Origin of the sequence: Pseudomonas sp. Z4-20 (assembly GCF_051131955.1) — a bacterium.
Lineage (GTDB): Bacteria > Pseudomonadota > Gammaproteobacteria > Pseudomonadales > Pseudomonadaceae > Aquipseudomonas > Aquipseudomonas marvdashtae.
In genome coordinates, this window is the sequence record NZ_CP071641.1 from 3,529,195 (window position 1) to 3,552,739 (window position 23,545).

A 23,545-nucleotide genomic window follows, 5' to 3' on the forward strand; every position below is an offset into this window, starting at 1 on the left:
GTTGCTCATTTCCAACTCACTTCTATATTGAAGGAGTTGTCCCTGCCGAGCATTCCCATGGCCGTTACCGACCGACTGATCATTTGTGAGCATTGCGATGCGGTGTACGAGCCTGTTGCGCTGGTCCCGCATCAAAAAGCCACGTGCGTGCAATGCCACGCGGTGATCCAGCGCTACAACGGCCTGACCATCGAACAGCGCCTGGCCTTGACCATCACGGCAGCGGTGCTGTGGGCCTTCGCCAACGTCTATCCGGTGATGAGCATCCGCCTCCAGGGCCTGAGCAACAGCGCGACCCTGTGGGATTCGGTCGTGGCCCTGAGTCAGGGGCCCATTACCTTTATCGCCCTGGTGGCCGCGGTCGCGATCATCATCGCCCCGGCCTTCCAGTTGACGCTGCTGCTCTGGGTGTTGGGCTACGCCCATTCCAACCGGCGCGCACCGGCGTTCAACCTGTGCATGCGCAGCCTGGAGACCCTGCGACCGTGGAGCATGCTGGAGGTCTGCTTGCTGGGGGCCCTGGTGGCTGTCATCAAGCTTGCCGGGTTGCTGGATGTGCTTCCCGGCATAGGCCTGTTCGCCCTGGCGGCCTTGAGCCTGCTGATGATCCGCATTGCCGGTCGCGATGTCCGCGACCTGTGGAACACCCTGTGAACGTTGCTTCGCCGGGCAACCCTCCCAAGGCCAGCGATCTGAACTTGTGTCTTTGCCACAGCTGCGGCCTGGCTTGCGACATGACCGACGAACCCGAGACCTGCCCGCGCTGCGATGCCGCCCTGCACCGGCGCAAACCCGATACCCTGACCCGCACCTGGGCCTACATGCTGGCGGCGCTGGTGTTCTACATCCCGGCCAACCTGCTTCCGGTCATGAATACCCAAATGCTCGGTGACGGTGCGGACAGCACCATCATCAGCGGCGTACTCGAGTTCTGGCACAGTGGTGCCTGGGACATCGCGCTGATAATCTTCATCGCCAGCATTGCGGTGCCGGGCATCAAGTTCGTCGTGCTGACGTTGCTGCTGGTGACCGTGCAACGGCGCAGTACCTGGGCGCAGGTGCAGCGTGCCAAGCTATACCGGCTGGTCGAAGTCATCGGCTACTGGTCGATGCTTGACGTGCTGGTCGTGGCCCTGGTGGCGGCGCTGGTCAAATTCCAGGCCCTGAGCGACATCGAACCACGACCGGGGATCCTCTTCTTCGGCCTCGTGGTGCTGTTTACCATGCTGTCGGCAATGAGTTTCGACCCACGGCTGATCTGGGATACCCAACCCTCCGAGGAGCTCATGGATGAAGTCGCAAGCCACTGACGGACAGCCCGCACCGGGCCGCGCCCATGTCTCCACCCGACGCTGGACCGTGTCGCTGGTGTGGATCGTGCCGATCATCGCGGTGCTGGTGGGCGTGTCCCTGGTGGTCAACAACTGGCTGCAGGAAGGCCCGACCATCACCATCACCTTCAAGACAGGCGAAGGCCTGACCGCCAACAAGACCCCGGTCAAGTACCGCAACGTGGTCATTGGCCAGGTTACTGACGTGCAGCTGAGCAATGATCAGAAGAACGTCACCGCCACGGTCAAGCTGGCCAAGACAGCCGACACCTTTACCCACGAAGACTCGGTGTTCTGGGTGGTGAGGCCGCGCATCGGCGCGGGGGGGATCTCCGGGATCGACACCTTGCTGTCGGGGGACTTCATCGGTGCCGACGCCGGACATTCGAAAGTGCGCGCCAAATCCTTCACCGGCCTGGAGGCACCGCCACCGATCACCTACGGCGAACCGGGCAAGCGTTTCACCTTGCATTCCCAGGACCTCGGTTCGCTGGACATCGGTTCGCCGGTGTACCTGCGCAAGATCCCGGTAGGCCAGGTGGTGTCCTACGCACTGGACGCCGAGGGCAAAGGCGTCAACATCGAAGTGTTCGTCAACGCGCCAAACGATGCGTACGTCACCGAGAACACCCGGTTCTGGAACGTCAGCGGCGTGGACGTCAACGTCGGCGCCAATGGTTTCGCGGTCAAGACCGAGTCCCTTTCCGCCTTGCTGGTTGGCGGCATTGCCTTCCGGGCTCCGGAATACAGCCCCAACGATGTACCCGCTGCCGAAAACAAGAACTTCGAGCTGTTCGCCGATCAACAGAGCGCCCTGGCTCCGCCCAGTGGCAAGGCGCAATACCTGGCCCTGCGCTTCGACCAGGCCTTGCGCGGCTTGCGCGTCGGCGCGCCGGTGGAGTTCCTCGGGATCGAGATTGGCCGGGTGGTCGCCATGAACCTGGACTTCGACGAGAAACAGCGCACATTCCCGGTCAACGTGGGAATCGTGATCTACCCCCAACTGCTCGGCAAAGCCCATGAAAAACTGCTCAAGTCGCTCAACCACGATCCGGAAGACGAAGCCGCCGCCGCGCGCCTGGTCGGCAGTTTCGTTGAACGGGGCCTGCGCGCCCAGGCTCGCAGCGGCAACCTGCTGACTGGGCAGTTGTACATTTCGCTGGATTTTTACCCCAAGGCTGAGAAAGTCGCCTTCGACTCCTCCGCCCGGCCCCTCCGGATCCCGACCATTCCCGGCAGCCTCCAGCAGTTGCAGGAACAACTCCAGACGGTGGTGGAGCGAATCAACAAGCTGCCGCTGGAAAGCATCGCCAGCAACCTGGACGGTAACCTCGTGGAGCTGCGCAAAGGCCTGACGCAATTCAACAGCAAGACCCTTCCGGGCGTGCAAAGCACCTTGCAGGACGTGAGCAAGACCTTGCAATCGGCGAATTCGACCCTGGCAGAGGACTCACCCCAGCGCGAACAACTGACCCAGACCATGGATGACCTGGGCCGGATGTCACGATCGCTGCGCGAGCTGTCCGACTACCTGAGCCGTCACCCTGAATCGCTGCTGCGCGGTCGTCCGAAAGACGCTCCGGCGCAGAACCTGACCTTTCCGGCGAAAGAATGATCACAGGAGCACGCTTGATGCCGCTGATGCTGAAATGCTCGTTGATTGCCTTGGCGTTGCTACTCGGTGCCTGCCGTAGCGACCCTATTCACTATCACACCCTGAGCCCGGTCCAACCGGGCGGCCTGGTGCACGCCAGCGAGGACATCCAGATCGAGCATGTCAGCGTTCCTCCTCAGGTGGATCGCACCCAAATGGTCATCCGCCAAGGCGACAGCGGGTTGGCCATCCTCGAAACCGAATGGTGGGGTTCCAGCCTGGCAGACGAGCTGCGCAGCAGCCTTGACGAACAACTGAGCAACCCCGGGGCGCCGAAGCGGCTGTTGCGGGTAGATGTACAACGCTTCGACTCGATCCCCGGACGCTATGCCCGCATGGACGTGCAATGGCGCTTGCGCAACCTTGGCGACGACGTCCGAACCCTCACCTGCCGCAGCAGCTTGCAGACACCGGCGGCGGGCAGTATTGGCGACTTGGTGAAGGGCCATCAGAACAACGTCCGGCAATTCGTCGCCCTTGTCAGGCAAGCCGCCTCTGGTAACGCATGCCCTTGATCACTGCGGCCAATGCAATGAAAGCACTGGTGCGATCCGCGGATGGTGGTCGATGCGCTCCAGCAAGCCATAGAACTCAGGGCGAGCGCTGAGCATCGCTTGGCGCGTGTCGACCCACTTGGTGATCACCGCCGCCAGGATATCCAACGCACCGGGTTCGGTCCCACAGAGGAAAGGTGTCGCCGGGAACTGGTCGGCAAACAGCGCCCAGTTGCGATACAAGCGTTGTTTCGTGCCCGCCACCAGCCGCTCTTGGGTAGCCTCGTCGCCGTCAGGCAGCCAGCGTTGCGGAAAATCGATGATGCCGATGGGCGTGTAGCAATTGGCGGCGATATACACCAGGCCACGGATAATTTGCGCGCGACGGGCCGGGTCATCCGGGAGCAGTTTCGATTCTGGAAAGGACAAGCCCAGGTGAATCAGAATCGCTGCCGCCTCGGTCAGCACCGAGCCGTCCGCCAGTTGCAGGGTCGGGACCTGCTTCTGCGGATTTAATGCCTCGAGCTCTTTTGCCGCCTCGTTGTCCTCGGTCGAATAGGTATCCACCCGGCGGTAAGGCACGCCGCACAGCGCCAGGGCAATCTCCACGGCCGAGGAACCGGACTGGCTGTGGCCGAATAACTGATACATGTCGTTTGCCTCCTGCGAAGGGATTCTGCCGGTAGAGCCCCGCTTGCCTATTCATGTTCCATCAACCTGACCGACAGCCAGCCAACCAGCTATCACCGCTGTCGATGTTCACCATCACGTCAATGAAGTTCTCACGCTCAGTGCCCGGCGCAACAATGAGCCCACACCCAATAACTGCAACCCCGGAGCACACCACCATGAAACGCCAAATCATTCTCAGCGTCGCTTTCTCGGTTCTGGCAGCCAACGTATTCGCCGCCTCTTCCCACCCGATCGTTGCCGAAGGCGGCTCCGATCGTTTGATCGAAAACCGTGTTGCCGAAGGCGGCGCCGATCGCCTGCTGGAACGCCGCGTCGCTGAAGGTGGCTCCGACCGCCTGATCGAAAACCGTGTTGCCGAAGGCGGCGCCGATCGCCTGCTGGAACGCCGCGTCGCTGAAGGTGGCTCCGATCGCCTGGCTCAGAACCGCGCATGAGTTGCCAGCAAATCTCAGATGTTGTTCATCACCATCCGTGGCGAGGAAAGCCCCTCGCCACGCTGACCCGGCTAGCATTGAAGCCCCACTAAAAGCCCGGCCTTATCCGCCGGGCTTTTTCGTGTTCAGCCTGTTAGCGCCCCGAGGACCGCGCCATGCACCGCTGGTAACGTTCGTCCACTCGCTTGGCAAACCAGGCGGTGGTCAGCTTGCGGGTAATCTTCGGGCTCTTGAGGACGATGCCCGGCAATATCGCCCTGGGCAGCGGCTTACCTTCAGACTTTTCCGCTAATTCGAACACACGCTTGTAGAGTTTGCTGTCCTCGAACGCCAGGCTGTCACCCAACTCCAATTGATTACGAATGGTCGGGTTGCGCATCCCCAACGACTTGCCCAACGTGCGCACCGCCAGTTCCGTGCTGCCGGGCATGATCGAATTGGGGAGGATCAAATCACCGTCCAAGGCCAAGGGAATGCCCGAAGCGCGACTCACGGCGTGCTGGAAAGCTGCGTTGCGGCTGGCGTACCACCCGGCGTTGAAATCAGCGAAGCGGTACAACGGCTCGGTGTAGCTCACGGGATACCCCAGCAGGTGCGCCGTACCGAAATACATTCCGCCACGACGACTGAACACTTCGCGACGAATCGAGCCATCCACCGCATAAGGGTAATTGCGGGCATTGGCCTGGGCGAACGCGATGCTGACTTGCATCGGCCCACCCGTGTGAACCGGATTGAAGCCGTCGAAGAGCGTCTTGCCCAGCGGCACCATGCTGATAAAGTCATCAAAAATCGCGCTGAGTTCTTTCTCGCTTCGCGCCGCATTGAGTCGATCGCTGTAGCTTTTGCCATTGGGCGAGCGCACCTGGAGCGCGCCGCTGACCAGCAGTCCGGGAATGTGCACTTTCGCCGCGCGACGGTCGATTTCCTGACGGGCAATCTTGCCGAGCCCCGGCACTGCCGGGTCGGCCTGGAAGGTTGATTCCTGTTCGGTCACGGCAAGCACCGAACAGATATTTTGCGTCGTGGCCGGGATCTGCTGTGCCGAAAGCGCCACATAGATGTCCGTGGCCCAGCCTTCCCGATCAGCCGTCTTGGCCGGCAACAGCCGAACGATCTGCGCCTTGACTTCGGCTGGCTGGCGTTCAGGCTCTTGGGCCTGCCGGCTGCCGCAGCCAGCCAGTGCCAGCAATGCGGTGAGACTGATCATCAAACGAGTGAATGGCATGGTGTTCCGTCAGATCCAATGTTCGGGAGCAACCATACGATCAAAAGCCAGCAGAAATCCAATGGGAAGCGATGTCGGGTCAGATTCCGCTCAACGCCAGGTCCATCGCAAAATAGGTAAAAATCAGGTCTGCTCCGGCACGCTTGATCGCGCCAAGGCTTTCCCGTACCACGCGGGCCTCATCGATGGCGTCGGCCTGGGCGGCGAACTTGATCATCGCGTATTCGCCGCTGACCTGATAAGCCGACAACGGCAGGTTCGAGGCCTGGCGAATGTCGCGGATGATATCGAGGTAGGCACCGGCCGGCTTGACCATCAGTGCGTCGGCGCCCTCTTGCTCATCAAGCAACGACTCGCGCAGCGCCTCGCGACGGTTCATCGGGTTCATCTGATAACTTTTGCGGTCGCCTTTCAAAGCGCTGCCGCCTGCTTCGCGAAACGGGCCGTACAACGCCGAGGCGAATTTGGTCGAGTAGGCCATGATTGCCGTCTGGCTGAAGCCCGCGTCATCCAAAGCCTTGCGGATGGCCTGGACTTGCCCGTCCATGGCTGCCGACGGCCCGATGACATCGGCACCCGCGCGTGCAGCCGCCACGGCTTGTTTGCCGAGGTTGACCAGGGTCCGATCGTTATCCACTTCATGGCCGTGCAGGACGCCGCAGTGACCATGATCGGTGTATTCACAGAAGCAGGTATCGGACATCACGACCATTTCCGGCACGGCATTCTTGCAGATTCCTGCCATGCGCGAGACCAGGCCACGCTCGCTCCACGTGTCGCTGCCGTCGTTGTCCAAGTGATGGGAAACGCCAAACGTCATCACCGACTTGATGCCAGCGCGGGCGTACCGCTCAATCTCACCGGCCAGCTTGGATTCCGGAATGCGCGCCACGCCCGGCATGCTCTTGATCGGCACGAAGTCATTGATTTCTTCTTCGACAAATATAGGCAGCACCAGGTCGTTCAAGGTGAACTCGGTTTCCTGGAACAGGCTGCGCAAGTTTGCGTTGCGGCGCAGACGGCGTGGACGCGCTTCGGGGAACTGGCTGGACATGGGACTCCTGAGTGGACGATTGATCGCGAGGCAAAGCTTATGCCCTGACCCGGCACGGCACAAACGCTGACAACAGAACAGAGTATTACCCGCGCCGCAATAATCCGCTTACAACGTCAGCGAGCCATTGATGCACGTCACCACCGCGCCACCAATCCTTCATTCAACTGCTTGAGATCGAATCGGCGGGTCATCGGCGGCATCACCCAGGAATCTTCAAGCCGCGCGCCACCGCCGGGCGCGCCAGGAAACGCTCCAACACCCGAGTCACGTTGGGGAAATCGTGGATGCCCACCAGATCACCGGCCTCGTAAAAGCCGATCAGGTTGCGCACCCACGGGAATGTCGCGATATCGGCGATGGTGTAACGCTCGCCCATGATCCAGTCCCGCCCTTGCAGGCGCCCGTCGAGCACCTTGAGCAGGCGCTTGCTTTCCTCGGCGTAACGATCGCGGGGACGCTTATCTTCGTAGTCCTTGCCGGCGAATTTGTTGAAGAAGCCCAACTGGCCGAACATCGGACCGATACCGCCCATCTGAAACATCAACCACTGGATCGTCTCGTAGCGCGCCGCCGACTCCTGGGCCAGCAGTTGGCCGCTCTTGTCTGCGAGGTAAATCAGGATCGCCCCCGATTCGAACAACGCCAGCGGCTGGTCCCCCGGCCCATGGGGGTCGAGGACGGCCGGGATCTTGTTGTTGGGGTTCAGGGACAGGAATTCAGGGGACAGCTGGTCGTTGCTGGCAAAGTCGACCTTGTGCGGCTCGTAGGGCAGGCCGGTCTCTTCCAACATGATCGAGACCTTCACCCCGTTGGGGGTCGGCAGCGAGTAGAGCTGGATCCACTCCGGGTACTGGGCGGGCCATTTTTCGGTGATGGGAAACGAGGTCAGGTTGGGCATAACGTGGATTCCAAGTATCAGCCAGAAAGCTGGAGCATAAATCAGCTGATGGGGTTTTGGTGCCTCAATCATGCCCCCCTGCAAGGGACCGGACTGCCTGTTCTTAAAACCGCAACATCCTGTCGCTAACATTCGCCCCACCTGCCGGAAGGACGCCGCTACAGTGCATGGCGCCGGCCAGGATCGAACCAAAGGGCAGAAAGGGACTCAGAGAAGTGCCCCGAGGCATCGAAGCGGCATAACGACATGGAAAACACCCGAGCCACACGCTCTGCGGTGCCGAGGTTTGTCAGCCTGAATCAAGAAGACCGAAGACACCTATATCCATGATGACCCCACAGAGATTCACCGGTTACCTCAAACGCCGTTCGTGGCTGATGCTACCGACGTTGCTTGTGGCCTGTGGCCTGGTGCTGTCGCTGGAGTCCAGCGTGAGCCGCGCCCAGCCCGCCGATGGCGTCCAGACCCTGGTGTTCCTGCGTCACGCCGAAAAACCCGCCGGCGGGCTCGGCCAGCTCAATTGCCAGGGGCTGAACCGGGCCATCGACCTGGCGACCCTGCTGCCGGAAAAATTCGGCAAGGCCGACTATGTGTTCGCGGCCAACCCGACTCGAAACGTCGAAGAGGGTGAGCTGGATAATTCCTACAGCTATATTCGCCCGCTGATGACCATCAGCCCCAGCGCCATCAAGCTCGGGTTGCCGGTGAACATCGAATATTCGGCCAACGACACCAGCGACCTGGCTGACGAGTTGCTGCATGACAAGTACCACAACTCCACCATCTACACCGCCTGGTCCCACGGCTACCTGCCGGAACTGATCAATACAGTCGCGGGCGAAGCGATGGGCAAGCGCCAGACAATCACCGATGACTGGGCATCGAATGATTTCGATTCGCTGTATGTGCTGACCCTGACCTGGCACAACGGCAAGGCCAGCCTCACCAGCCAAAGCTACAAGCAAGGGCTGGACAACGGGCAAGAGACTTGCCCGACCTGACCTGATGGCCGTTTCCATGGGCAAAGCACCCGTGGAAACGAGCCCGCCAGCGCCTGCTTCGGCTCGGCGGGATGATGAGCGTCGAGTTCATCCTTGCCGAGCAGCGCGCTCACGCAAATACGCCAATACCGCCGCGTGCTCTCCGGCAAATTCGATTCGCCCGCCCTTCTTCTCCCGCTGGAACACATACATCGGGTCGTAATATTCACGCAGCAGGCCGTCGATCCAGCCGCGATGCAAGTCGACGGCGCCGGTACTGGCCTGCTCGGCCAGGGCTGCTTCCATGATGTCCATCAATCGCCGATGACGATCGCCACCCAGGCGCTTGTGAATATTGTCCAGGCTTGCGAGCAGCCGTTCGGAAAACAGCGAGAACCCTTCATCGCCATGCACCTCGATAAATTCGGCGCACAGGTTGACCACGTAGTCGCGCAGGATCCGCTCGACCCGCCGCTCCAGGCTGTCTTCAAGCCAGACCATCGGCACCTGCTGCATGCGCTGGTACAAGGGCAATGGGACGGCGCAACTGCCCACCATGCGGCTTTCATCTTCCAGCACGAATTGTTCGATGCCGGCGGCACGCTTTTTCAGCACATCCACCGCCAACAGGTTCTCGAAATCGATGTTGGATGGCTGCCCGGTGGCGCGTTTGCCGAAACTTGAACCGCGATGGTTGGCATAGCCTTCCAGGTCAAGGGCATTGTCCAGTCGGGCCAGCACTTCGGTCTTGCCGGTGCCGGTCATGCCGCCCAGCAGGACCAGGTCGCACTGGGCAGCGGCCTGCTCGACCGTTTCAAGCAGGAATGTGCGCATGGCCTTGTAGCCCCCGCCGACCCTGGGATAATCGATGCCCGCCTCGTCCTTGAGCCATTGCTGGACGATTTGCGAGCGTAAGCCTCCACGGAAGCAATACAACATTCCATCGGGATGGGACCGGGCGAAATCTGCCCAGGCCTGGATGCGCTGGGCCTTGGTTTCACCGGATACCAGTTGGTGGCCCAAGACAATGGCGGCCTGCTGACCCTGCTGTTTGTAACAGGTGCCGACGCGTTGCCGCTCGATGTCGGTCATCAACGGTAGATTGATCACGCCGGGGAACGCGCCCTTGTGAAATTCGATGGGCGCGCGGGTGTCCATCATCGGACGATCGTTGAGAAAGATGTCGCGGTAATCGGTAATGTCGTTGGGCATCAAGACACCTCGACCGCGTAGCTCTGTCGCTCGACCAGCTCACCGATTGGCGCCAACGCAAGGCCCAGTTCGGCAGCAACCGCGAGGAACTGTTCGTTGCCCTCGGGGTTGACCGCGACCAGCAGGCCGCCGCTGGTCTGCGGGTCGCACAGCACGCGCTTGTGCAGTTCCTGGACACGTCCGACCTTGCTGGCGTAGCTGTCGTAGTTGCGCAGCGTGCCGCCCGGCACGCAGCCCTGATCGAGATAATACTCAACGCCCGGCAAGCGCGGCACCGCGTCATAGCGAACGCGGGCGGTGAGCTGGCTGCCGTCAGCCATTTCCACCAAATGCCCGAGCAAGCCGAAACCGGTGATATCGGTCATCGCGGTCACGCCGTCGAGCTTGCCGAAACGGCTGCCGGGTTTGTTGAGGGTGCACATCCAGTCGCGGGCCAGACCAACGTCGGCGGCGCGCAACTTGCCTTTTTTTTCCGCGGTCGTGAGGATGCCGATGCCCAGGGGTTTGGTCAGGTACAACAGGCAACCGGCGGTCGCGGTATCGTTGCGTTTCATGTGGCGCTTCTGCACCAGGCCCGTGACCGCCAGGCCGAACATCGGCTCCGGCGCGTCAATCGAATGCCCGCCCGCCAAGGGGATGCCCGCCTCGTCACACACCGACCGACCGCCACGAATCACCTCCCTGGCGATTTCCGGGGCCAGGACATTGACTGGCCAACCAAGAATGGCGATGGCCATCAGCGGATCACCGCCCATGGCATAGATGTCGCTGATGGCGTTGGTGGCAGCGATGCGACCGAAATCGAACGGATCGTCGACGATTGGCATGAAGAAATCGGTGGTCGAGACCACGCCGCGCTCATCGTCGATGGCGTAGACCGCCGCATCGTCCCGGGAGGCATTGCCCACCCATAACTTGGGGTCAAGGTTCTGCGCACCGCTGCCGGCCAGAATCACCTCCAGCACCTGGGGCGAGATCTTGCAGCCGCAACCGGCGCCATGGCTGTACTGGGTCAGGCGAATCGGCTCGCTCATGGGCATACCTCTCGTAAGTCAAGGTGGGCGATTCTACCAGCAACGCCAACCGTTCACCGCCCGCGTCGCGATCGATCACCGGCCATCCAACGGAATTTTTCCGCCGCTGGAGGACTCACTTGATTAGACCCAGACACTTAACTCGGGAGATTGCCGATGCCAACCGCCAGCAACCACCTTGATTACGGTCTCGATACGCTGTTCGGCCGCGAGACCAAAAGCGTCGACTGTCAATTCGACGTCAAGCGCCTCGATGACGGTGAGCCGCCATGGTTTGCCCTGCATGTACGCCCACCGCTGCCGGAAGACCTGGCGAAAGCCCAAATCGTGGTGTTCAGCGCCGAAGGCCGACGCGTCAGTGGCATTGTCCGACGCACCGAGCACCTGGCCGATGACAGCCTGCAACTGGACGTCGAACCCGCCTGAACCGTTCAGGTGCGCCGCGTATTGCTGCGGTACATGAACACCAGCGCCAGTGCCAGGCAGGCCATGGCCAAGAGGCGGCTGGCGGACAGCTCGATGGCCGGGTTGCCCAGCCAGCCAAAGTTGTCGATCAGCATGCCCATGCCCAGTTGCCCGGTGATGACCGCCACCGTTGCCACGGCCGTGCCAATGCGCGGCACTGCCCCAACCATGACGACCATGTAGACGACGCCGAACAATGCGCCGCCCAGTTGCCATTTGGGCACGTCCAGCAGGCTGACCGCGTGAGCCGGCTCGAAAAAGACGATCAGCAGACCCGTGACCACGGTGCCCACGACGAAGGTCAGCAGGCTACTGCGCAACACGCCGACCGTCTGGCCCAGGCGGCCATTGACTGCCGCTTGCACACTCAACACCGCACCGGCGGCGACCACCACCAACAATAAAAAGAACACGCTCATATCAACCTCGGGCAATCAGGACAAGGGCCACCACAATCAACGCCAACGCCAGCCAGCGCTCGCCGTTGACCCGTTTTCGGCTCGCGCCGAACCAACCGAAATGGTCAATCAGCACGCTTTTGCCGACTTGGCCGGAGAGGATCGCGATCATGGTCATGGCGACGCCGATATGCGGGGTGGCCAGCGTCAGCACGACCACGTAGATCGGCCCCAACAAGCCGCCGATCAGTTGCCAGCGCGGAAGTTCGTTCAGCGCCGGCCCTTGTTGCGGACCGCTGAACAGCAACAGCAGGAACAACAGCGCCGAGCCGACGCCAAAGATGCTCAGCGTTGCCCATAGATGACCGACCTGAACACCGAGCGGTCCCAACAGCCCGGCCTCTACCGACAAGCCCATGCCCGCAAGGATGACCAGCGGCAGCAATAGCCAGCGCAGGAACGCTCGTGGTTGTGTGGCCGTCGTCATGGACGCGGCCCCGTTGGATGATGTTGATTGCATTGGATGACCTGCCTGGAAACGAGATGACGGCTATTATCGGCTGGCGTCGCTGTGCGATAAATGGGAGCATCCCGATAACACTTTTGCGCAACACGCACAGCGGGACGCTTCTCATGCACGGCCTCAACGAATTGGGTTTCAAGGCGCTACGATTGTTCGTCGCGGTGCTCGATCACGGCAGTTTTTCAGAAGTGGCGCGGCGCGAAGGACTGGCCCCCTCATCGATTTCCCGGCAGATCCAGTTGATGGAACAGGCGCTGAACCAGCAATTGTTGTATCGCCATACCCGTGCGGTCACGCCCACCGAAGCCGGTCGCCTGCTTGGGCATCATGCGCGACTGGTGCTGGTCCAATTGGAGGAAGCTGAACAGGCCCTGCAAGAACAGCACAGCGAACCCGCGGGCCTGGTGCGGATCAACGCTCCCGTGGTGTTTGGCCAGCGTCATCTAACGCCATGGCTGGGCCAATTGTGCGGACGCTATCCCAAGCTGCAATTGGATATCCAACAGACCGACAGTTACATCGACCCACTGCAGGAAGGCGCTGACCTGCTCTTTCGCATCGGCCCGCTGCATGACTCCGGCATGCAGGCGCGGATTGTCGCGCCGCACCGTTTCCAGATTGCCGCCAGCCCCACCTACCTGGCCCGCCACGGCACGCCGCGTAAGCCTCAGGACCTCGCCGCCCACCAATGCCTTGCCTATAAAGGCGTGGCCGGTCAACAACGTTGGTTTTTCCGCAAGCCGGGTCAAGCCTGGACGCCCTACAACGTCAGGGGGCCGATCACTGGCAACCACGCCGACACCTTGACCCAGGCCGCCGAGCAAGGCCTTGGCCTGGTGATGTTTCCGTCGTGGCTGATCGGCGAAGCCGTGCGCAACGGCACGCTGGTGCCGGTCTTGGCAGATTACGAAACGTCCAACAGCCTCGAACCCCAGCAGATCGCCATTCTCTGGCCCGGCAGCCGACGCCTGTCGGTGAAGGTCCGCACGGTGATCGACTTTTTCCTGGAGTGTTTCGGCGAAGTGCCGTATTGGGATCGTCCTTGACGATCGCGTGCGGCGCCATCGACTTGACCCGATTGGAATCGGTCTTGCGCTGGAACCCGAGGTAACGCCCATGGGATGATCGGCCCTCAAGCACGACCATCCGTGGAGAGTTTCAATGTCATCGCTGCGTAAACAAGCCGCCACCCTGTTGCTGACGGCGATCGCCAGCCTGGTCGTATTGCCTGCCCTGGCCGCTCAGCCCAAGGCCGCGGCGCAGGCGCCGGCCCAGAAGGTTTCGATGCTCGGCGGCAAATTCAGCTTCACCTTGCCCAAGGGGTTCATCGCCACCCCCCTTTCCGCCGGTGACGCGGCCCAGGGCACCGCCGGAGCGACCGGTACGATGTACAGCAATGCCACCACCCGAACGGTGGTGATCACCGCCGAGAACGCCCTGATCAATGGCACAACGGTGAAGGATAATGACGGTACGTTCCTCGACACTTCCATGGCCGATTTCGCTGCCCAAAAAAACAAGACGCTGGCCGACGTCAAGATACTGAGCGAAAAAAGCCTGACCCAAAAAACCTCCGGCCTGGGCCTGCGCCAGCTCGACACCCGCGCCACCCAGGGCGGCGGGCCAACCCTCGACACGACCCTGCTGGGCGCCTCCGGTACGCGCATGGCGGTCGTGCAGGTCATTTCCAGGGCCAGCGATAGCGCCGCTCATGAGGCTTTAGTGAAGCAGATCGTCAGCGGCAAGTGACGGGCCTGACGCTCACGGGTTAAGCCGCTCCAGCCAGGCCCGCAAATCCTTCACTTCCAGCGCGCTGATGTTGTGGCCGAGGCCCGGATAGGCGTGAAATTCAGGCTCAAGGGCCAGGGTCTTGAGAAACGTGTCGGCGTCGGTGCCGTCCTGATAGGGAATGATCGGGTCCGCCGTGCCGTGGCCGATGAACACGGCCAGCGCCCGCCGCGATTCGTCTGGCGTCAGTTCGGCCCGCAGCACCGGCAGGACGCGCCCGCCCATCGCGGCGATGCCACCGACAACTTCGGGGTGTCGCAGCGCCACTTCATAACTCATCATCGCGCCCTGGCTGAAACCCACCAGATACACGTTGCTCGCATCGGTCGGGTACTTGGCCCGGGCCTTTTCGATGAAATCCAACAGCATCTTGCCGCTGGCCTTCAGATCTGACGTGTCACCGTCATAGGCGCCCTCGCCTTTTTTGGCAAACCACTGGTAACGCCCAGGGTCCATGGACTTGGGGGCACGCACCGAGAGGTAGTTGTAATGCTTGGGCAACTCGTCCGCGAGCGACAGCAAGTCTTCTTCATTGCTGCCCGAACCGTGCAGGAAAATCACCAGCGGCCGGTTCCTGGCCTGCTCATCGGCGCGAGCCAGGTAATTGAGCGGCAAGTCCGTGTGCAGCGCAGGTTGGGCCTGCACGCCGGCGGATACCAGCAGCATGAACAGGGCGAACGCTTTAAGCATCTGTCTTCCTCCATCGAGTGATAACCGCACGCAAACGACCCGTGCGGTGAGGTAGACAGCACTTCTCAGTCGTTGATCAATTTGCCCGCGCGAATCGGCTCGCGCCCGGCGATTTTTGCCTGCCAGATGCCCGGCTGTGTGTAGCGTCCGCGATCCAGGGCAAACAGTACCCCGCTGGTTCCGGCTCGAACGGTGGTTACCCGGTCGTTCAATGGATCGACCACTTCAAACAGCGGATCTGCGCATTCGACCCACTCCCCCGCCTCGCGCAGAAAACTCACCACGCCGTGATGCGGCGCGAACAAGTACTGGGTGCCCTCGAACGGGAAACCTTCGCAGCATTGTGCTGGCGCGGCCGGCCAGTCGCCGCAAATAAAGCCCTGTTCAGCCAGGAATCCAAGGATGGCTTCGCAATTGGCCTGGGCCTGATCGACTCGGGTGTCGCTCATGCTGCCCAGTTCCAGCGTGGTCGCCAGGTTGGCCGCCGGGATGGTCGCGTTCGGGAACATCCTCGCCAGGCGCAACCAAGGCGTGGAGCAGGACTCGTCGAACGAGCTGCCACCGGAATCTTCGCACAACAACGCCACCCCGGCCTTGAGCCGCGCAGCCAGTGAGCGCCATTGTGGCCATTGTTGCGGCAAGGCATAGAGATGGATCGCGGCCTCGAAATCACAATGAAGGTCCAGCGTGACGTCGGCGTCGCAGGCATGGCGAAGCAACAGCCGATGCAGCCCTTCGAGTTGCGAAGGCGCCGTGGGCAAGCCATCGAGGACCTCGACCATTGTCTGGCGGATCAAGGTGATATTGGCGGCCGGATCGTCCCCCAGACGGTCCCCGATGCGCTCCGCCACCGGGGCGCTGAGTTCCACGAAGGAACGGTTGAAATTCTTGCCGCTGCCCAATTCGAAGCGCCCCATGTGGGCACTTTGCAGATGCTGATCAAGGCCGATAGGATTGGCCACCGGCACGAGCTCGATGACGCCCCTGAGCAGCCCTTGCGCTTCAAGGTCGTTGAGTCGCTGTTTCAACTCCCAGGCCGTGCGCATGCCCGGCAGCTCATCGGCGTGCAGGCTGGCCTGGATATACACCTTGCGCGGGCCATGGCCATAGCGAAACACGCTGAGCCGGCGCTCCGTGCCTAAATGGCTCCACGGCAGGGTATGGTCGATGCGTTGCATAGGCTCTCCCAGATAACGGTTTTCGACAGGCGCAGGGTAAAACAATCGCCCATGAAAAAGGTGGCCGGCCGGGTCAACGGCGGGCCACCTGCTTGCTTCAGCGATTAATGCCCGTAGACGTCAAAAGCGAAGTATTTGTCCTGCACTTTCTTGTAGGTGCCGTTGGCGCGGATTTCGGTGATGGCGGCGTTGAATTTATCGGCCAGGGCCTTATCGCCCTTACGCACCGCAATGCCGGCGCCGCCGCCGAAATATTTGGCATCTTCATAGGTCGGCCCTACGAAGGCAAAGCCCTTGCCGGCGTCGGTTTTCAGGAAACCTTGGTCGAGGTTGACCGAATCGGCCAGCATGGCGTCGAGGCGACCGGCGACCATGTCCAGGTTGGCTTCCTGCTGGGAGCTGTAGCGCACCAGGTTGATCCCTGCCGGCACCAGCACTTCGGTAGCGAAGCGGTCATGGGTACTGGCCCGCAGCACACCGACTTTCTTGCCTTTGAGCTCGGTCAGCGGGTCCTTGACGTCGGTGCCTTCCTTCATCACGAAACGCGCCGGGGTATGGTAGTACTTGATGGTGAAGTCGACATTTTTCTTGCGGTCATCGGTGATAGTCATCGACGACAGGACGGCGTCGATCTTCTTGACCTTCAACGCTGGAATCAACCCGTCGAACTCTTGCTCGACCCAGGTGCATTTGACCTTCATCTGTTCACACAGCGCGTCGCCGATATCCACATCGAAGCCGGCCAGCTTGCCGTCAGCGGTTTTCATCGAAAAAGGTGGATAGCCGGCCTCGATCCCGAGGCGGATCGGCTTGGCGTCTTCGGCCACGGCCGAAAGGGACAATACGGACAGTGCCAGGGCACCGAACATGACTAGCTTCTTCATTTTTGCTCCTGAGTGCGCAGGTTTTCTTGATGTTATTGGCAGATTCGGAAACAGCGTTCGGTCAGCGAAAAACCGAAGTGGACGGAGTCTAGAGAGGCACTCAGGCGGGGAATTATGTTGAGGCGACAAATAGTTATAAAAATCCTCAGGCTTGACGGAGGACGATGGGATTTGCGAAAAACCTGACAGATAAGCGCCTGTGACGAGGGAGCATGCTCCCTCTCCACAGGATGAACTGCCTTGTAGAAAGTCTCAGCAATCGCAGCTGATGGCCTTCTCCGCCACGCGCTCCACCGAGCCGGTCAGGCGAAACCCTTCATCGAGCCAGCCCATGACGCCACCGATCATTTCCTTGACCGGGTAGCCCAGGGTCGCCAGGCGCACCGCGGCCTTGTTGGCGCCGTTGCAATGCGGCCCGGCGCAATAGACCACGAACAACGTGGCCTTGGAATAAGCGCCTAGCGCCTGGGCGGTGAGCGTACGGGTTGGCAGATTGATCGCCCCTGGCACGTGCCCGCGTTCGTAGGCCAGCGGGCCACGCACATCCACCAGTATAAAATCGGCTTCGCCTGCCGCTTGGCTGGCATGCACGTCGGAACAATCGGTTTCGAACATCAGGCGTCGACTGAAATGCTGGAGGGCAAGATCGGACGGGGCAGCAGGCACTTCGCGCACGGGACTGGTCATCGGTGTTGTCTCCTGGGACAGAAAGGGCTGTAAGAGACTTTATCCCCCTGAGGCGAACCGCTACAGTGGCGCACACGACACTCTGTGGGAATTTTCCGCCAATGCAGTCCACCCCCGGCCTGGTTGCAATCCTCGCTTATGACGGCTTGTGTACCTTCGAGTTTGGCGTCGCCGTGGAAATTTTCGGACTGGCACGGCCCGAGTTCGATTTCCCCTGGTATGAGCACCGCATCGTCGCCGTCGACGACGGGCCGTTGCGCGCCATGGGCGGCTTCCGGGTATTGGCCGATGGCGGCATGGAGCTGCTCGACACGGCCCGGACCATTATCGTGCCGGGCTGGCGCAGCCGCAGCGATCCACCGTCCGATGCCCTGCTCCAGGCCCTGCGCCGAGCCCACGCCCGCGGTGCCCGCTTGCTGTCGATCTGCTCCGGGGCTTTTGTCCTGGCGGCCACCGGACTGCTCGATGGCTTGGGCGCCACGACGCACTGGCGCTACACCGACGAACTCGCCAAACACTACCCTGCCATTGCTGTAGACCCCGATGTGCTTTACGTCGATTCGGGCCAGGTCATCACGTCAGCCGGCAGCGCGGCAGGCATCGATGCCTGCCTGCATCTGGTGGCACGTGATTTCGGAACCCAAGTCGCCAACGCCGTGGCGCGTCGACTGGTCATGGCAACGCAGCGCACGGGCGGCCAGGCGCAATTCATTCCCTCGCCGGTCAGCCGAACACCGCGCAGCGACCTGTCCGGGGTTATGCAGTGGGCTCGCGAACGTCTGCATGAACCGCTGGGCGTGCGCGAACTGGCCAGCCAGGCGGCCATGAGCGAACGGACCTTCCTGCGCCGCTTCACCGAGGCCTGTGGCCTGTCCCCCAAGGCTTGGCTGCAACATGAACGCCTGGCGCGGGCCCGGGCGCTATTGGAAAGCACCGAGGACAACACCGACATCATCGCCCAGCTGTGCGGCTACCGTTCGGTGGAAAGCTTCCGCGTGGCGTTTCGCAGTGTGGTGGGGTTGGCGCCATCGGTGTATCGGGAGCGGTTTGGACGAGGGTGAAGATGGGGATGGCTAAAGCCATACCCCGTGGCGAGTCGCCAACGCTATCAACGCTTGCGCAATAAATAAGTATCCATGATCCAGCCATTGGCCTGCCGCGCCGCCTTGCGGGTGCGTTCGATGTCGTCGGCCACGTCGCCCAACCGGCCGGCGATGAGTCGCTCATCCGACGTTCCGACATAGGCGCCCCAGTAAATATGGGTATCGGGATCGCTCACCTGCCGATACGCATCCTCGGCGTCGAGCATCACCACCACGCTGCCCGCGTCGCCCACCTGCCCCGCCGCCAGCCGTCGGCCCGTGGTGATTTCCAGCGAGCCACCGATGCTGTTCAACGACACTTTGTGGCGAGCCGCAAGGGCCTGGACGCTGGTGATGCCAGGGATCACGTCGTATTCAAAATTACAACGTCCCGAGTCAAGGATCGCCTGGAGGATGCGCAGGGTGCTGTCATACAGCGACGGATCGCCCCACACCAAGAAACCGCCGCGCTGTCCGTCAGACAATTCTTCGTTGATCAGCCTTTCGAAGGTGGCCTGCTTCGCACGATTCAGTTCTTCGACGCTGATCGTATAGTCCAAGTCGTTGCGCCGGCGCTCAGGGCTATGGGCTTCGACGAAACGGTAGGGATGGTCGACGATGTAGCGTTGGCAAATGTCACGCCGCAGGTCCAGCAGCTTGTCCTTGGCAGGCCCCTTATCCATCAGGAAAAACACATCCACCAGGTTCAAGGCCTTCACCGCCTGCATCGTCAGGTGTTCCGGATCGCCGGCGCCGATGCCGATCACCGATAATTTCTTCATTCCAGCACCTCCCTGGCAGGCCCCTGAGCGCAAAAACGCCAGACATCGTTGAACCGCAGGTCGATGACAGAAAGCGGTTCAATGTCGATCCGGTTGACCATGACGACAGGACACCTGAGGACATTGATCAAGGCCGCACGGATCACGAACGGATGGGTGACGGCCAGCCAGTGGCCCGGTGTATTTTCCAGGGAGGCCAGCCAGTCGCCGACACGGCGACACAAACGGGAGACGGATTCACCACCATGCGGCGCGGCATCCGGATCGTCGCGCCAGGCTTGAAGCTGCTGCGGTTCAGTCTGGAGCAATTCATCGACGGACAACCCGCGCCAGCGACCGAAGTCACAATCGGCCAACGCTTGTACCAACCGCGGCTCGTTGTCCAACAACGCGGCGGTCTGGCGCGTGCGCAGCTCCGGTCCGCACAGCAGACCGCGGACGTTCCGATATTCGCGCCCCATCTCAGCACGCTTCGCCAGCCAGGCGGCATCCAACGGTTCGTCCAGCCCGAAGCGTGCTTGTTTTTGGGCGGCGGTACGTGCATGGCACATCAGGGTCAGGTGGGTTGCTCGCACGCTGGATACTCAGGCATTTGGAAATCGATGGAGGGGAAAGCCCCGTGCTTTCTTGTACAGCACCTTATATGAAATCAATTATTCGAGACAAAAAGGCGCCTTGTCCTACACAGACAGGAGCAATGCCTGACATACCTCGATTATTCGAGCCAAACCCTTGCCCTACAAGGCTTGCGGATAATTTCAGGGGTTTTTAAACGGATCATAAAAACCTCTGGACATGCGGCCCCTGCTAACCAAATACTATTTTCGAAGTTACGGAAGAACTCAGTACCCATCCAGGCAAGGAGCATGGATCCTCTCTCCAGAGACCCGATCACCGATCCGTACCTGGCCTGTTGGTGCAAACCCGTTTAGCCTTGAAGGCCCAGAAGCTGGCCTTGGCCCAGGCACCGTCGCCTGCCAAACTTTGTGAACTCTATGCGTGAATCCATTGAATGTACCGAATGGGGTCTGTACACCAAGCCGGCGTTCCGATTGCTCCGGGAGGAATCCGAGCACCCCGTGCTGCTGGTTTGCGAGCACGCCAGCCGCTTCATCCCAGACGCGCTGAACGACCTGGGCCTGGATGAAACGGCCGCCCAGGAACATATTGCCTGGGACATTGGGGCCTTGGCCCTCGCCGAGCGGCTGTCCGAAACCCTCGGAGCAACCCTGCTGTCCGCTAATTACTCGCGATTGTTGATCGACTTGAACCGCCCACTTCACGTCGCCGACAGCATTCCGGCACAAAGCGAGATCTACCAGGTTCCCGGTAATCAGTCCCTGGACGGCACAACGCGCGAATATCGCCAACAGTGCCTCTTCCATCCATTTCATGATCAATTGCGGGCTTTGATCGACCAACGCCTGGGCGAAAATCGCACCGTGCGAGTGGTGGGTATCCACAGTTTTACACCGGTTTTCTATGGACAACCGCGTGCCCTCGAGGCCGGCGTGCTGTTTGGCGAAGCCAGGGACTACGCCCAGCGCATCGTCGACGGGCTCGGGCGACATTCGCTGCGGGCGGCCGGTAACCAGCCTTACAAAGTCAGTCCCTTGAGCGACATGACAGTTCCGGTACACGGCGACGGCCGTGGCCTGGAATCGGTGCTGATCGAGGTACGCAATGACCAGTTGCGCAGTCCCGAGTCAGTACGGACCTGGAGCGCTTATCTCGCTGCGCTGCTATAACACGACGGTGATGAAATTCCGGCTACAGCTACAACGCGTGGACATCGACAGTGATCGTCAAGCCCGGTACCTATCCGCGGGCTCTTTGAACAGGAGTGCTATCCATGCTGGTTCTACGTCCAGTTCGGTTAACCGATTTGCCGCAAGTGCAACAGCTGGCCCGCGACAGCCTGGTAGGTGTCACTTCTCTGCCTGACGACACCGATCACCTGCGGGACAGAATCCTCGCTTCGTGCGCCTCTTTCGACGCCGATCTGCAGAGCCCTGGCGCAGAGAACTACTTTTTTGTCTTGCAGGACCTTGCGTCAGGCCGTCTGGTGGGCTGCTCCGAAATTGTCGCCGCGACCGGTTGCAACGAACCGTTCTACAGCCTGCGCAACCGGCCGTTTTCCAGCGAGTCCCGGGAGCTGAACATTCAGCATGGCGTACCAGCGCTGTCGTTGTGCCAGGACCTCAACGGCCAGACGCTGCTACGCGGTTTCCACATCGACGCCGCGCGCGTGCGCACGCCTGAATCGGAGCTGCTCTCCCGGGCCCGGCTGATGTTCATCGGTGCTCATCCCCGGCGCTTTGCCGAGGCGGTAATCACCGAAATCGTCGGTTTCAGCAGTGAAGACGGCCAGTCGCCCTTCTGGGACGCCATCGGCCAGCATTTCTTCGACCTGCCCTATACCGAAGCCGAACGTCTGTGCGGCCTGCAAAGCCGTACCTTTCTCGCCGAACTGATGCCTCAATACCCGATCTATGTCCCCATGCTGCCGCCAGAGGCGCAGGCCTGCATCGGCCGGGTGCATCCCGATGGCCAGGAAGCCTTCGACATTTTGGAGCGCGAGGGTTTCGAAACGAATAACTACGTGGACATCTTTGACGGCGGGCCGACGCTGCATGCCCGGATAACGAACATTCGCTCGATCACCCACAGCCGTTCAACCATCGCGCGACAGAGACGGCAGATCGATGCCCGGGGTCGTTACCTGGTCAGCAATGAGGGCCTTGGAAACTTCCGGGCCATCATCGCCGAGCTGGAGGTCAACGCCGAAGAGCCGGTGTCCCTGCACCCTGACATGCTGGCAGCGCTGGGTATCGCAGAAGGTGATCGGGTCCGGGTGGTCAGCCTATGAAACGCGTTCGATTTCGTACCTTGTGCCGAGACCGTGCCCGGCATGATGAAGGAGCCACGTCATGATAGTTCGCCCGGTCGCCCTGACCGACCTCCCCGCCCTGCTGGAACTGGCCCGTTGCGCCGGCCCGGGGTTTACCAGCCTGCCCGGCAATGAAGAGCGCCTGGCGCACCGCGTGCGCTGGGCCCAACGCACCTTTGCCGGGCAGGTCGAGCGGGCCGACGCTGACTACCTGTTCGTGCTCGAGGACGATGACCGTCGAGTAGTGGGCATCAGCGCACTGACCGGCGCGGTCGGGCTACGCGAGCCCTGGTACAACTATCGCGTCGGTGTAACGGTCAACTCGGCGCCTGAGCTGGGCATCCAACGGCAAATCCCCACGTTGTTCCTCAACAATGAAATGACCGGACAATCGGAGATCTGCTCGTTATTCCTCCACCCGGAGCTGCGTCGCGGCCACAACGGGCGCTTGTTGTCCCTTGCACGCCTGCTGTTCGTCGCCGAATTTTCCCGGTTGTTTGGAGAAAAGCTGATCGCCGAATTACGAGGCCAAGCGGATGAACAAGGCTGCTCGCCATTTTGGGACAGCCTGGGGCGGCACTTTTTCAAGAAAGACTTCAGCTGCGCCGATCAGTTGTCCGGGATGGGCAACAAGTCGTTCATCGCCGAGTTGATGCCACGTCAACCGTTGTACACCTGCCTGCTCACCAAACAGGCCCAGGCTGTCATTGGCAAGGCGCATCCGGACACCGAACCCGCCCTCAAGATCCTCAACGCCGAAGGTTTCGTCCACAAGGGATACGTTGATATTTTCGATGCCGGCCCGGTGATCGAGGCGCCGGTATCGACGATCCGTAGCGTGCGTGATAGCCGTTCGCTGTCCTTGATGATCGGCACGCCCGACGAACAGGCGCCGATCTGGCTGATTCATAACCGTCGCCTGGAAAACTGCCGCGTCACCAGCGCCCGGGCGCACCAGCACGGTGAAAGCCTGCTCGTCGATCGCGCCACCGCCAAACGCTTGCAAGTGCAACCGGGCGACACGGTTCGCGCCGTGACATTACTCAAGCATGGGCGACATGCCGTGGCGGCCTAGCCTTGGCACAGTTGGATGCGCCGGGAACATGGCCCATGCGCATTCGTCATCATCTTTTCGCCTGCCACGTGATAGCCTTTGGACATTC

At 61.2% G+C, this 23,545-nt stretch carries 26 protein-coding genes and 1 pseudogene; 13 read left to right on the forward strand and 14 right to left on the reverse strand.

Annotated features, from left to right (window positions below; translation table 11 throughout):
* The first annotated feature begins 57 nt into the window (after positions 1-57).
* The 4 genes from J3P82_RS15965 to J3P82_RS15980 are packed head-to-tail and all read left to right on the forward strand — an operon-like array spanning position 58 to position 3,500.
* Positions 58-654: a paraquat-inducible protein A gene (locus J3P82_RS15965; RefSeq protein ID WP_434557706.1), complete on the forward strand. Its 597-nt coding sequence runs from the start codon at positions 58-60 to the stop codon at positions 652-654.
* Positions 651-1,310, forward strand: coding sequence for a paraquat-inducible protein A (locus J3P82_RS15970; RefSeq protein WP_434557707.1), 660 nt, complete (start codon positions 651-653; stop codon positions 1,308-1,310). Before J3P82_RS15965 ends, J3P82_RS15970 begins: the two co-directional genes overlap by 4 nt.
* Positions 1,291-2,946 carry an intermembrane transport protein PqiB gene (locus J3P82_RS15975; RefSeq protein ID WP_434557708.1) on the forward strand — a complete coding sequence of 552 codons (1,656 nt, stop codon included), beginning with the start codon at positions 1,291-1,293 and terminating at the stop codon, positions 2,944-2,946. The genes J3P82_RS15970 and J3P82_RS15975 overlap by 20 nt, the downstream gene beginning before the upstream one ends.
* 17 nt (positions 2,947-2,963) lie before the next feature.
* Entirely contained in the window at positions 2,964-3,500 is a 537-nt protein-coding gene (locus tag J3P82_RS15980) for a PqiC family protein (RefSeq protein WP_434557709.1), read from the forward strand.
* Here J3P82_RS15980 and J3P82_RS15985 read toward each other — a convergent pair whose 3' ends face one another.
* Positions 3,501-4,130: a glutathione S-transferase family protein gene (locus tag J3P82_RS15985; protein WP_434557710.1), complete on the reverse strand. Its 630-nt coding sequence runs from the start codon at positions 4,128-4,130 to the stop codon at positions 3,501-3,503.
* 197 nt (positions 4,131-4,327) lie between these two features.
* Between J3P82_RS15985 and J3P82_RS15990 the strand changes: the two are divergent.
* Positions 4,328-4,600 (forward strand): annotated as a pseudogene (locus J3P82_RS15990) (hypothetical protein); the annotation flags it as partial.
* A 139-nt stretch (positions 4,601-4,739) separates the two neighbouring features.
* Here the strand turns inward: J3P82_RS15990 and J3P82_RS15995 are convergent.
* The 3 genes from J3P82_RS15995 to J3P82_RS16005 all read right to left on the reverse strand — a co-directional run bounded on the left by J3P82_RS15995 (position 4,740) and on the right by J3P82_RS16005 (position 7,789).
* Positions 4,740-5,834, reverse strand: coding sequence for a DUF1615 domain-containing protein (locus tag J3P82_RS15995; RefSeq protein ID WP_434557711.1), 1,095 nt, complete (start codon positions 5,832-5,834; stop codon positions 4,740-4,742).
* Positions 5,835-5,913: 79 nt separating this feature from the next.
* The gene (gene hemB / locus J3P82_RS16000) at positions 5,914-6,888 is read right to left on the reverse strand and encodes a porphobilinogen synthase (RefSeq protein WP_434557712.1); all 975 of its coding nucleotides are present in this window, start codon (positions 6,886-6,888) and stop codon (positions 5,914-5,916) included.
* Positions 6,889-7,090: 202 nt separating this feature from the next.
* Positions 7,091-7,789, reverse strand: coding sequence for a glutathione binding-like protein (locus J3P82_RS16005; protein WP_434557713.1), 699 nt, complete (start codon positions 7,787-7,789; stop codon positions 7,091-7,093).
* 326 nt (positions 7,790-8,115) lie between these two features.
* On the opposite strand from J3P82_RS16005, the gene J3P82_RS16010 reads away from it, so the two are divergent.
* Positions 8,116-8,790, forward strand: a complete 675-nt coding sequence (locus tag J3P82_RS16010) for a histidine phosphatase family protein (RefSeq protein ID WP_434557714.1) — start codon at positions 8,116-8,118, stop codon at positions 8,788-8,790.
* An 87-nt stretch (positions 8,791-8,877) separates the two neighbouring features.
* Here the strand turns inward: J3P82_RS16010 and mnmH are convergent, their stop codons facing one another.
* Positions 8,878-9,981 carry a tRNA 2-selenouridine(34) synthase MnmH gene (gene mnmH / locus J3P82_RS16015; RefSeq protein WP_434557715.1) on the reverse strand — a complete coding sequence of 368 codons (1,104 nt, stop codon included), beginning with the start codon at positions 9,979-9,981 and terminating at the stop codon, positions 8,878-8,880.
* Positions 9,981-11,015: a selenide, water dikinase SelD gene (selD, locus tag J3P82_RS16020; protein WP_434557716.1), complete on the reverse strand. Its 1,035-nt coding sequence runs from the start codon at positions 11,013-11,015 to the stop codon at positions 9,981-9,983. Before selD ends, mnmH begins: the two co-directional genes overlap by 1 nt.
* 156 nt (positions 11,016-11,171) lie before the next feature.
* On the opposite strand from selD, the gene J3P82_RS16025 reads away from it, so the two are divergent.
* A complete protein-coding gene (locus J3P82_RS16025) occupies positions 11,172-11,441 on the forward strand; it encodes a hypothetical protein (protein WP_186640255.1) in 270 nt (89 codons plus the stop codon).
* A gap of 5 nt (positions 11,442-11,446) precedes the next feature.
* On the opposite strand, the gene J3P82_RS16030 is transcribed toward J3P82_RS16025, so the two are convergent.
* Together J3P82_RS16030 and J3P82_RS16035 are read right to left on the reverse strand one after the other, a co-directional pair.
* Positions 11,447-11,899 carry a DMT family transporter gene (locus J3P82_RS16030; RefSeq protein ID WP_434557717.1) on the reverse strand — a complete coding sequence of 151 codons (453 nt, stop codon included), beginning with the start codon at positions 11,897-11,899 and terminating at the stop codon, positions 11,447-11,449.
* A gap of 1 nt (position 11,900) precedes the next feature.
* Entirely contained in the window at positions 11,901-12,365 is a 465-nt protein-coding gene (locus J3P82_RS16035; RefSeq protein ID WP_434557718.1) for a DMT family transporter, read from the reverse strand.
* 146 nt (positions 12,366-12,511) lie between these two features.
* On the opposite strand from J3P82_RS16035, the gene J3P82_RS16040 reads away from it, so the two are divergent.
* A complete protein-coding gene (locus J3P82_RS16040) occupies positions 12,512-13,447 on the forward strand; it encodes a LysR family transcriptional regulator (protein ID WP_434557719.1) in 936 nt (311 codons plus the stop codon).
* 115 nt (positions 13,448-13,562) lie between these two features.
* Complete coding sequence (locus J3P82_RS16045; RefSeq protein WP_434557720.1) at positions 13,563-14,150, forward strand: hypothetical protein; 588 nt, start codon at positions 13,563-13,565, stop codon at positions 14,148-14,150.
* A gap of 12 nt (positions 14,151-14,162) precedes the next feature.
* On the opposite strand, the gene J3P82_RS16050 is transcribed toward J3P82_RS16045, so the two are convergent.
* From J3P82_RS16050 to J3P82_RS16065, 4 genes are all read right to left on the reverse strand, one after another.
* The gene (locus tag J3P82_RS16050; RefSeq protein ID WP_434557721.1) at positions 14,163-14,879 is read right to left on the reverse strand and encodes an alpha/beta hydrolase; all 717 of its coding nucleotides are present in this window, start codon (positions 14,877-14,879) and stop codon (positions 14,163-14,165) included.
* 65 nt (positions 14,880-14,944) lie between these two features.
* On the reverse strand, positions 14,945-16,057 hold the full coding sequence (locus tag J3P82_RS16055) for a succinylglutamate desuccinylase/aspartoacylase family protein (RefSeq protein WP_434557722.1): 1,113 nt from the start codon (positions 16,055-16,057) through the stop codon (positions 14,945-14,947).
* Between the two features lie 104 nt (positions 16,058-16,161).
* A complete protein-coding gene (locus tag J3P82_RS16060) occupies positions 16,162-16,941 on the reverse strand; it encodes an ABC transporter substrate-binding protein (RefSeq protein ID WP_434557723.1) in 780 nt (259 codons plus the stop codon).
* 252 nt (positions 16,942-17,193) lie between these two features.
* Positions 17,194-17,628 carry a rhodanese-like domain-containing protein gene (locus tag J3P82_RS16065; protein WP_434557724.1) on the reverse strand — a complete coding sequence of 145 codons (435 nt, stop codon included), beginning with the start codon at positions 17,626-17,628 and terminating at the stop codon, positions 17,194-17,196.
* A gap of 101 nt (positions 17,629-17,729) precedes the next feature.
* On the opposite strand from J3P82_RS16065, the gene ftrA reads away from it, so the two are divergent.
* A complete protein-coding gene (ftrA, locus tag J3P82_RS16070) occupies positions 17,730-18,689 on the forward strand; it encodes a transcriptional regulator FtrA (protein WP_434557725.1) in 960 nt (319 codons plus the stop codon).
* Positions 18,690-18,736: 47 nt separating this feature from the next.
* Here ftrA and cobF read toward each other — a convergent pair whose 3' ends face one another.
* Entirely contained in the window at positions 18,737-19,492 is a 756-nt protein-coding gene (cobF, locus tag J3P82_RS16075; protein ID WP_434557726.1) for a precorrin-6A synthase (deacetylating), read from the reverse strand.
* A complete protein-coding gene (locus J3P82_RS16080; RefSeq protein WP_434557727.1) occupies positions 19,489-20,067 on the reverse strand; it encodes a histidine phosphatase family protein in 579 nt (192 codons plus the stop codon). The genes cobF and J3P82_RS16080 overlap by 4 nt, the downstream gene beginning before the upstream one ends.
* Before the next feature lie 420 nt (positions 20,068-20,487).
* Between J3P82_RS16080 and J3P82_RS16085 the strand changes: the two genes are divergently transcribed.
* From J3P82_RS16085 to astA, 3 genes are all read left to right on the forward strand, one after another.
* Positions 20,488-21,240 carry an N-formylglutamate amidohydrolase gene (locus J3P82_RS16085; protein ID WP_434557728.1) on the forward strand — a complete coding sequence of 251 codons (753 nt, stop codon included), beginning with the start codon at positions 20,488-20,490 and terminating at the stop codon, positions 21,238-21,240.
* A 104-nt stretch (positions 21,241-21,344) separates the two neighbouring features.
* On the forward strand, positions 21,345-22,361 hold the full coding sequence (locus J3P82_RS16090) for an arginine N-succinyltransferase (RefSeq protein ID WP_434557729.1): 1,017 nt from the start codon (positions 21,345-21,347) through the stop codon (positions 22,359-22,361).
* A gap of 61 nt (positions 22,362-22,422) precedes the next feature.
* A complete protein-coding gene (gene astA / locus J3P82_RS16095) occupies positions 22,423-23,457 on the forward strand; it encodes an arginine N-succinyltransferase (protein ID WP_434557730.1) in 1,035 nt (344 codons plus the stop codon).
* The last annotated feature ends 88 nt before the right edge of the window (positions 23,458-23,545 follow it).

Bases quoted from the DNA above. Each gene is read 5' to 3' on its own strand.
- J3P82_RS15980 (WP_434557709.1), top strand. From the start codon at position 2,964: ATGCCGCTGATGCTGAAATGCTCGTTGATTGCCTTGGCGTTGCTACTC.
- J3P82_RS16030 (WP_434557717.1), bottom strand. From the start codon at position 11,899: ATGAGCGTGTTCTTTTTATTGTTGGTGGTGGTCGCCGCCGGTGCGGTG.
- J3P82_RS15965 (WP_434557706.1), top strand. From the start codon at position 58: ATGGCCGTTACCGACCGACTGATCATTTGTGAGCATTGCGATGCGGTG.
- J3P82_RS15975 (WP_434557708.1), top strand. From the start codon at position 1,291: ATGAAGTCGCAAGCCACTGACGGACAGCCCGCACCGGGCCGCGCCCAT.
- J3P82_RS16065 (WP_434557724.1), bottom strand. From the start codon at position 17,628: ATGACCAGTCCCGTGCGCGAAGTGCCTGCTGCCCCGTCCGATCTTGCC.
- J3P82_RS15995 (WP_434557711.1), bottom strand. From the start codon at position 5,834: ATGCCATTCACTCGTTTGATGATCAGTCTCACCGCATTGCTGGCACTG.
- J3P82_RS16040 (WP_434557719.1), top strand. From the start codon at position 12,512: ATGCACGGCCTCAACGAATTGGGTTTCAAGGCGCTACGATTGTTCGTC.
- mnmH (WP_434557715.1), bottom strand. From the start codon at position 9,981: ATGCCCAACGACATTACCGATTACCGCGACATCTTTCTCAACGATCGT.
- hemB (WP_434557712.1), bottom strand. From the start codon at position 6,888: ATGTCCAGCCAGTTCCCCGAAGCGCGTCCACGCCGTCTGCGCCGCAAC.
- J3P82_RS16090 (WP_434557729.1), top strand. From the start codon at position 21,345: ATGCTGGTTCTACGTCCAGTTCGGTTAACCGATTTGCCGCAAGTGCAA.
- J3P82_RS15985 (WP_434557710.1), bottom strand. From the start codon at position 4,130: ATGTATCAGTTATTCGGCCACAGCCAGTCCGGTTCCTCGGCCGTGGAG.
- J3P82_RS16035 (WP_434557718.1), bottom strand. From the start codon at position 12,365: ATGACGACGGCCACACAACCACGAGCGTTCCTGCGCTGGCTATTGCTG.
- ftrA (WP_434557725.1), top strand. From the start codon at position 17,730: ATGCAGTCCACCCCCGGCCTGGTTGCAATCCTCGCTTATGACGGCTTG.
- J3P82_RS16010 (WP_434557714.1), top strand. From the start codon at position 8,116: ATGATGACCCCACAGAGATTCACCGGTTACCTCAAACGCCGTTCGTGG.
- J3P82_RS16025 (WP_186640255.1), top strand. From the start codon at position 11,172: ATGCCAACCGCCAGCAACCACCTTGATTACGGTCTCGATACGCTGTTC.
- J3P82_RS16060 (WP_434557723.1), bottom strand. From the start codon at position 16,941: ATGAAGAAGCTAGTCATGTTCGGTGCCCTGGCACTGTCCGTATTGTCC.
- J3P82_RS16085 (WP_434557728.1), top strand. From the start codon at position 20,488: ATGCGTGAATCCATTGAATGTACCGAATGGGGTCTGTACACCAAGCCG.
- cobF (WP_434557726.1), bottom strand. From the start codon at position 19,492: ATGAAGAAATTATCGGTGATCGGCATCGGCGCCGGCGATCCGGAACAC.
- J3P82_RS16050 (WP_434557721.1), bottom strand. From the start codon at position 14,879: ATGCTTAAAGCGTTCGCCCTGTTCATGCTGCTGGTATCCGCCGGCGTG.
- J3P82_RS16055 (WP_434557722.1), bottom strand. From the start codon at position 16,057: ATGCAACGCATCGACCATACCCTGCCGTGGAGCCATTTAGGCACGGAG.
- astA (WP_434557730.1), top strand. From the start codon at position 22,423: ATGATAGTTCGCCCGGTCGCCCTGACCGACCTCCCCGCCCTGCTGGAA.
- J3P82_RS16005 (WP_434557713.1), bottom strand. From the start codon at position 7,789: ATGCCCAACCTGACCTCGTTTCCCATCACCGAAAAATGGCCCGCCCAG.
- selD (WP_434557716.1), bottom strand. From the start codon at position 11,015: ATGAGCGAGCCGATTCGCCTGACCCAGTACAGCCATGGCGCCGGTTGC.
- J3P82_RS16045 (WP_434557720.1), top strand. From the start codon at position 13,563: ATGTCATCGCTGCGTAAACAAGCCGCCACCCTGTTGCTGACGGCGATC.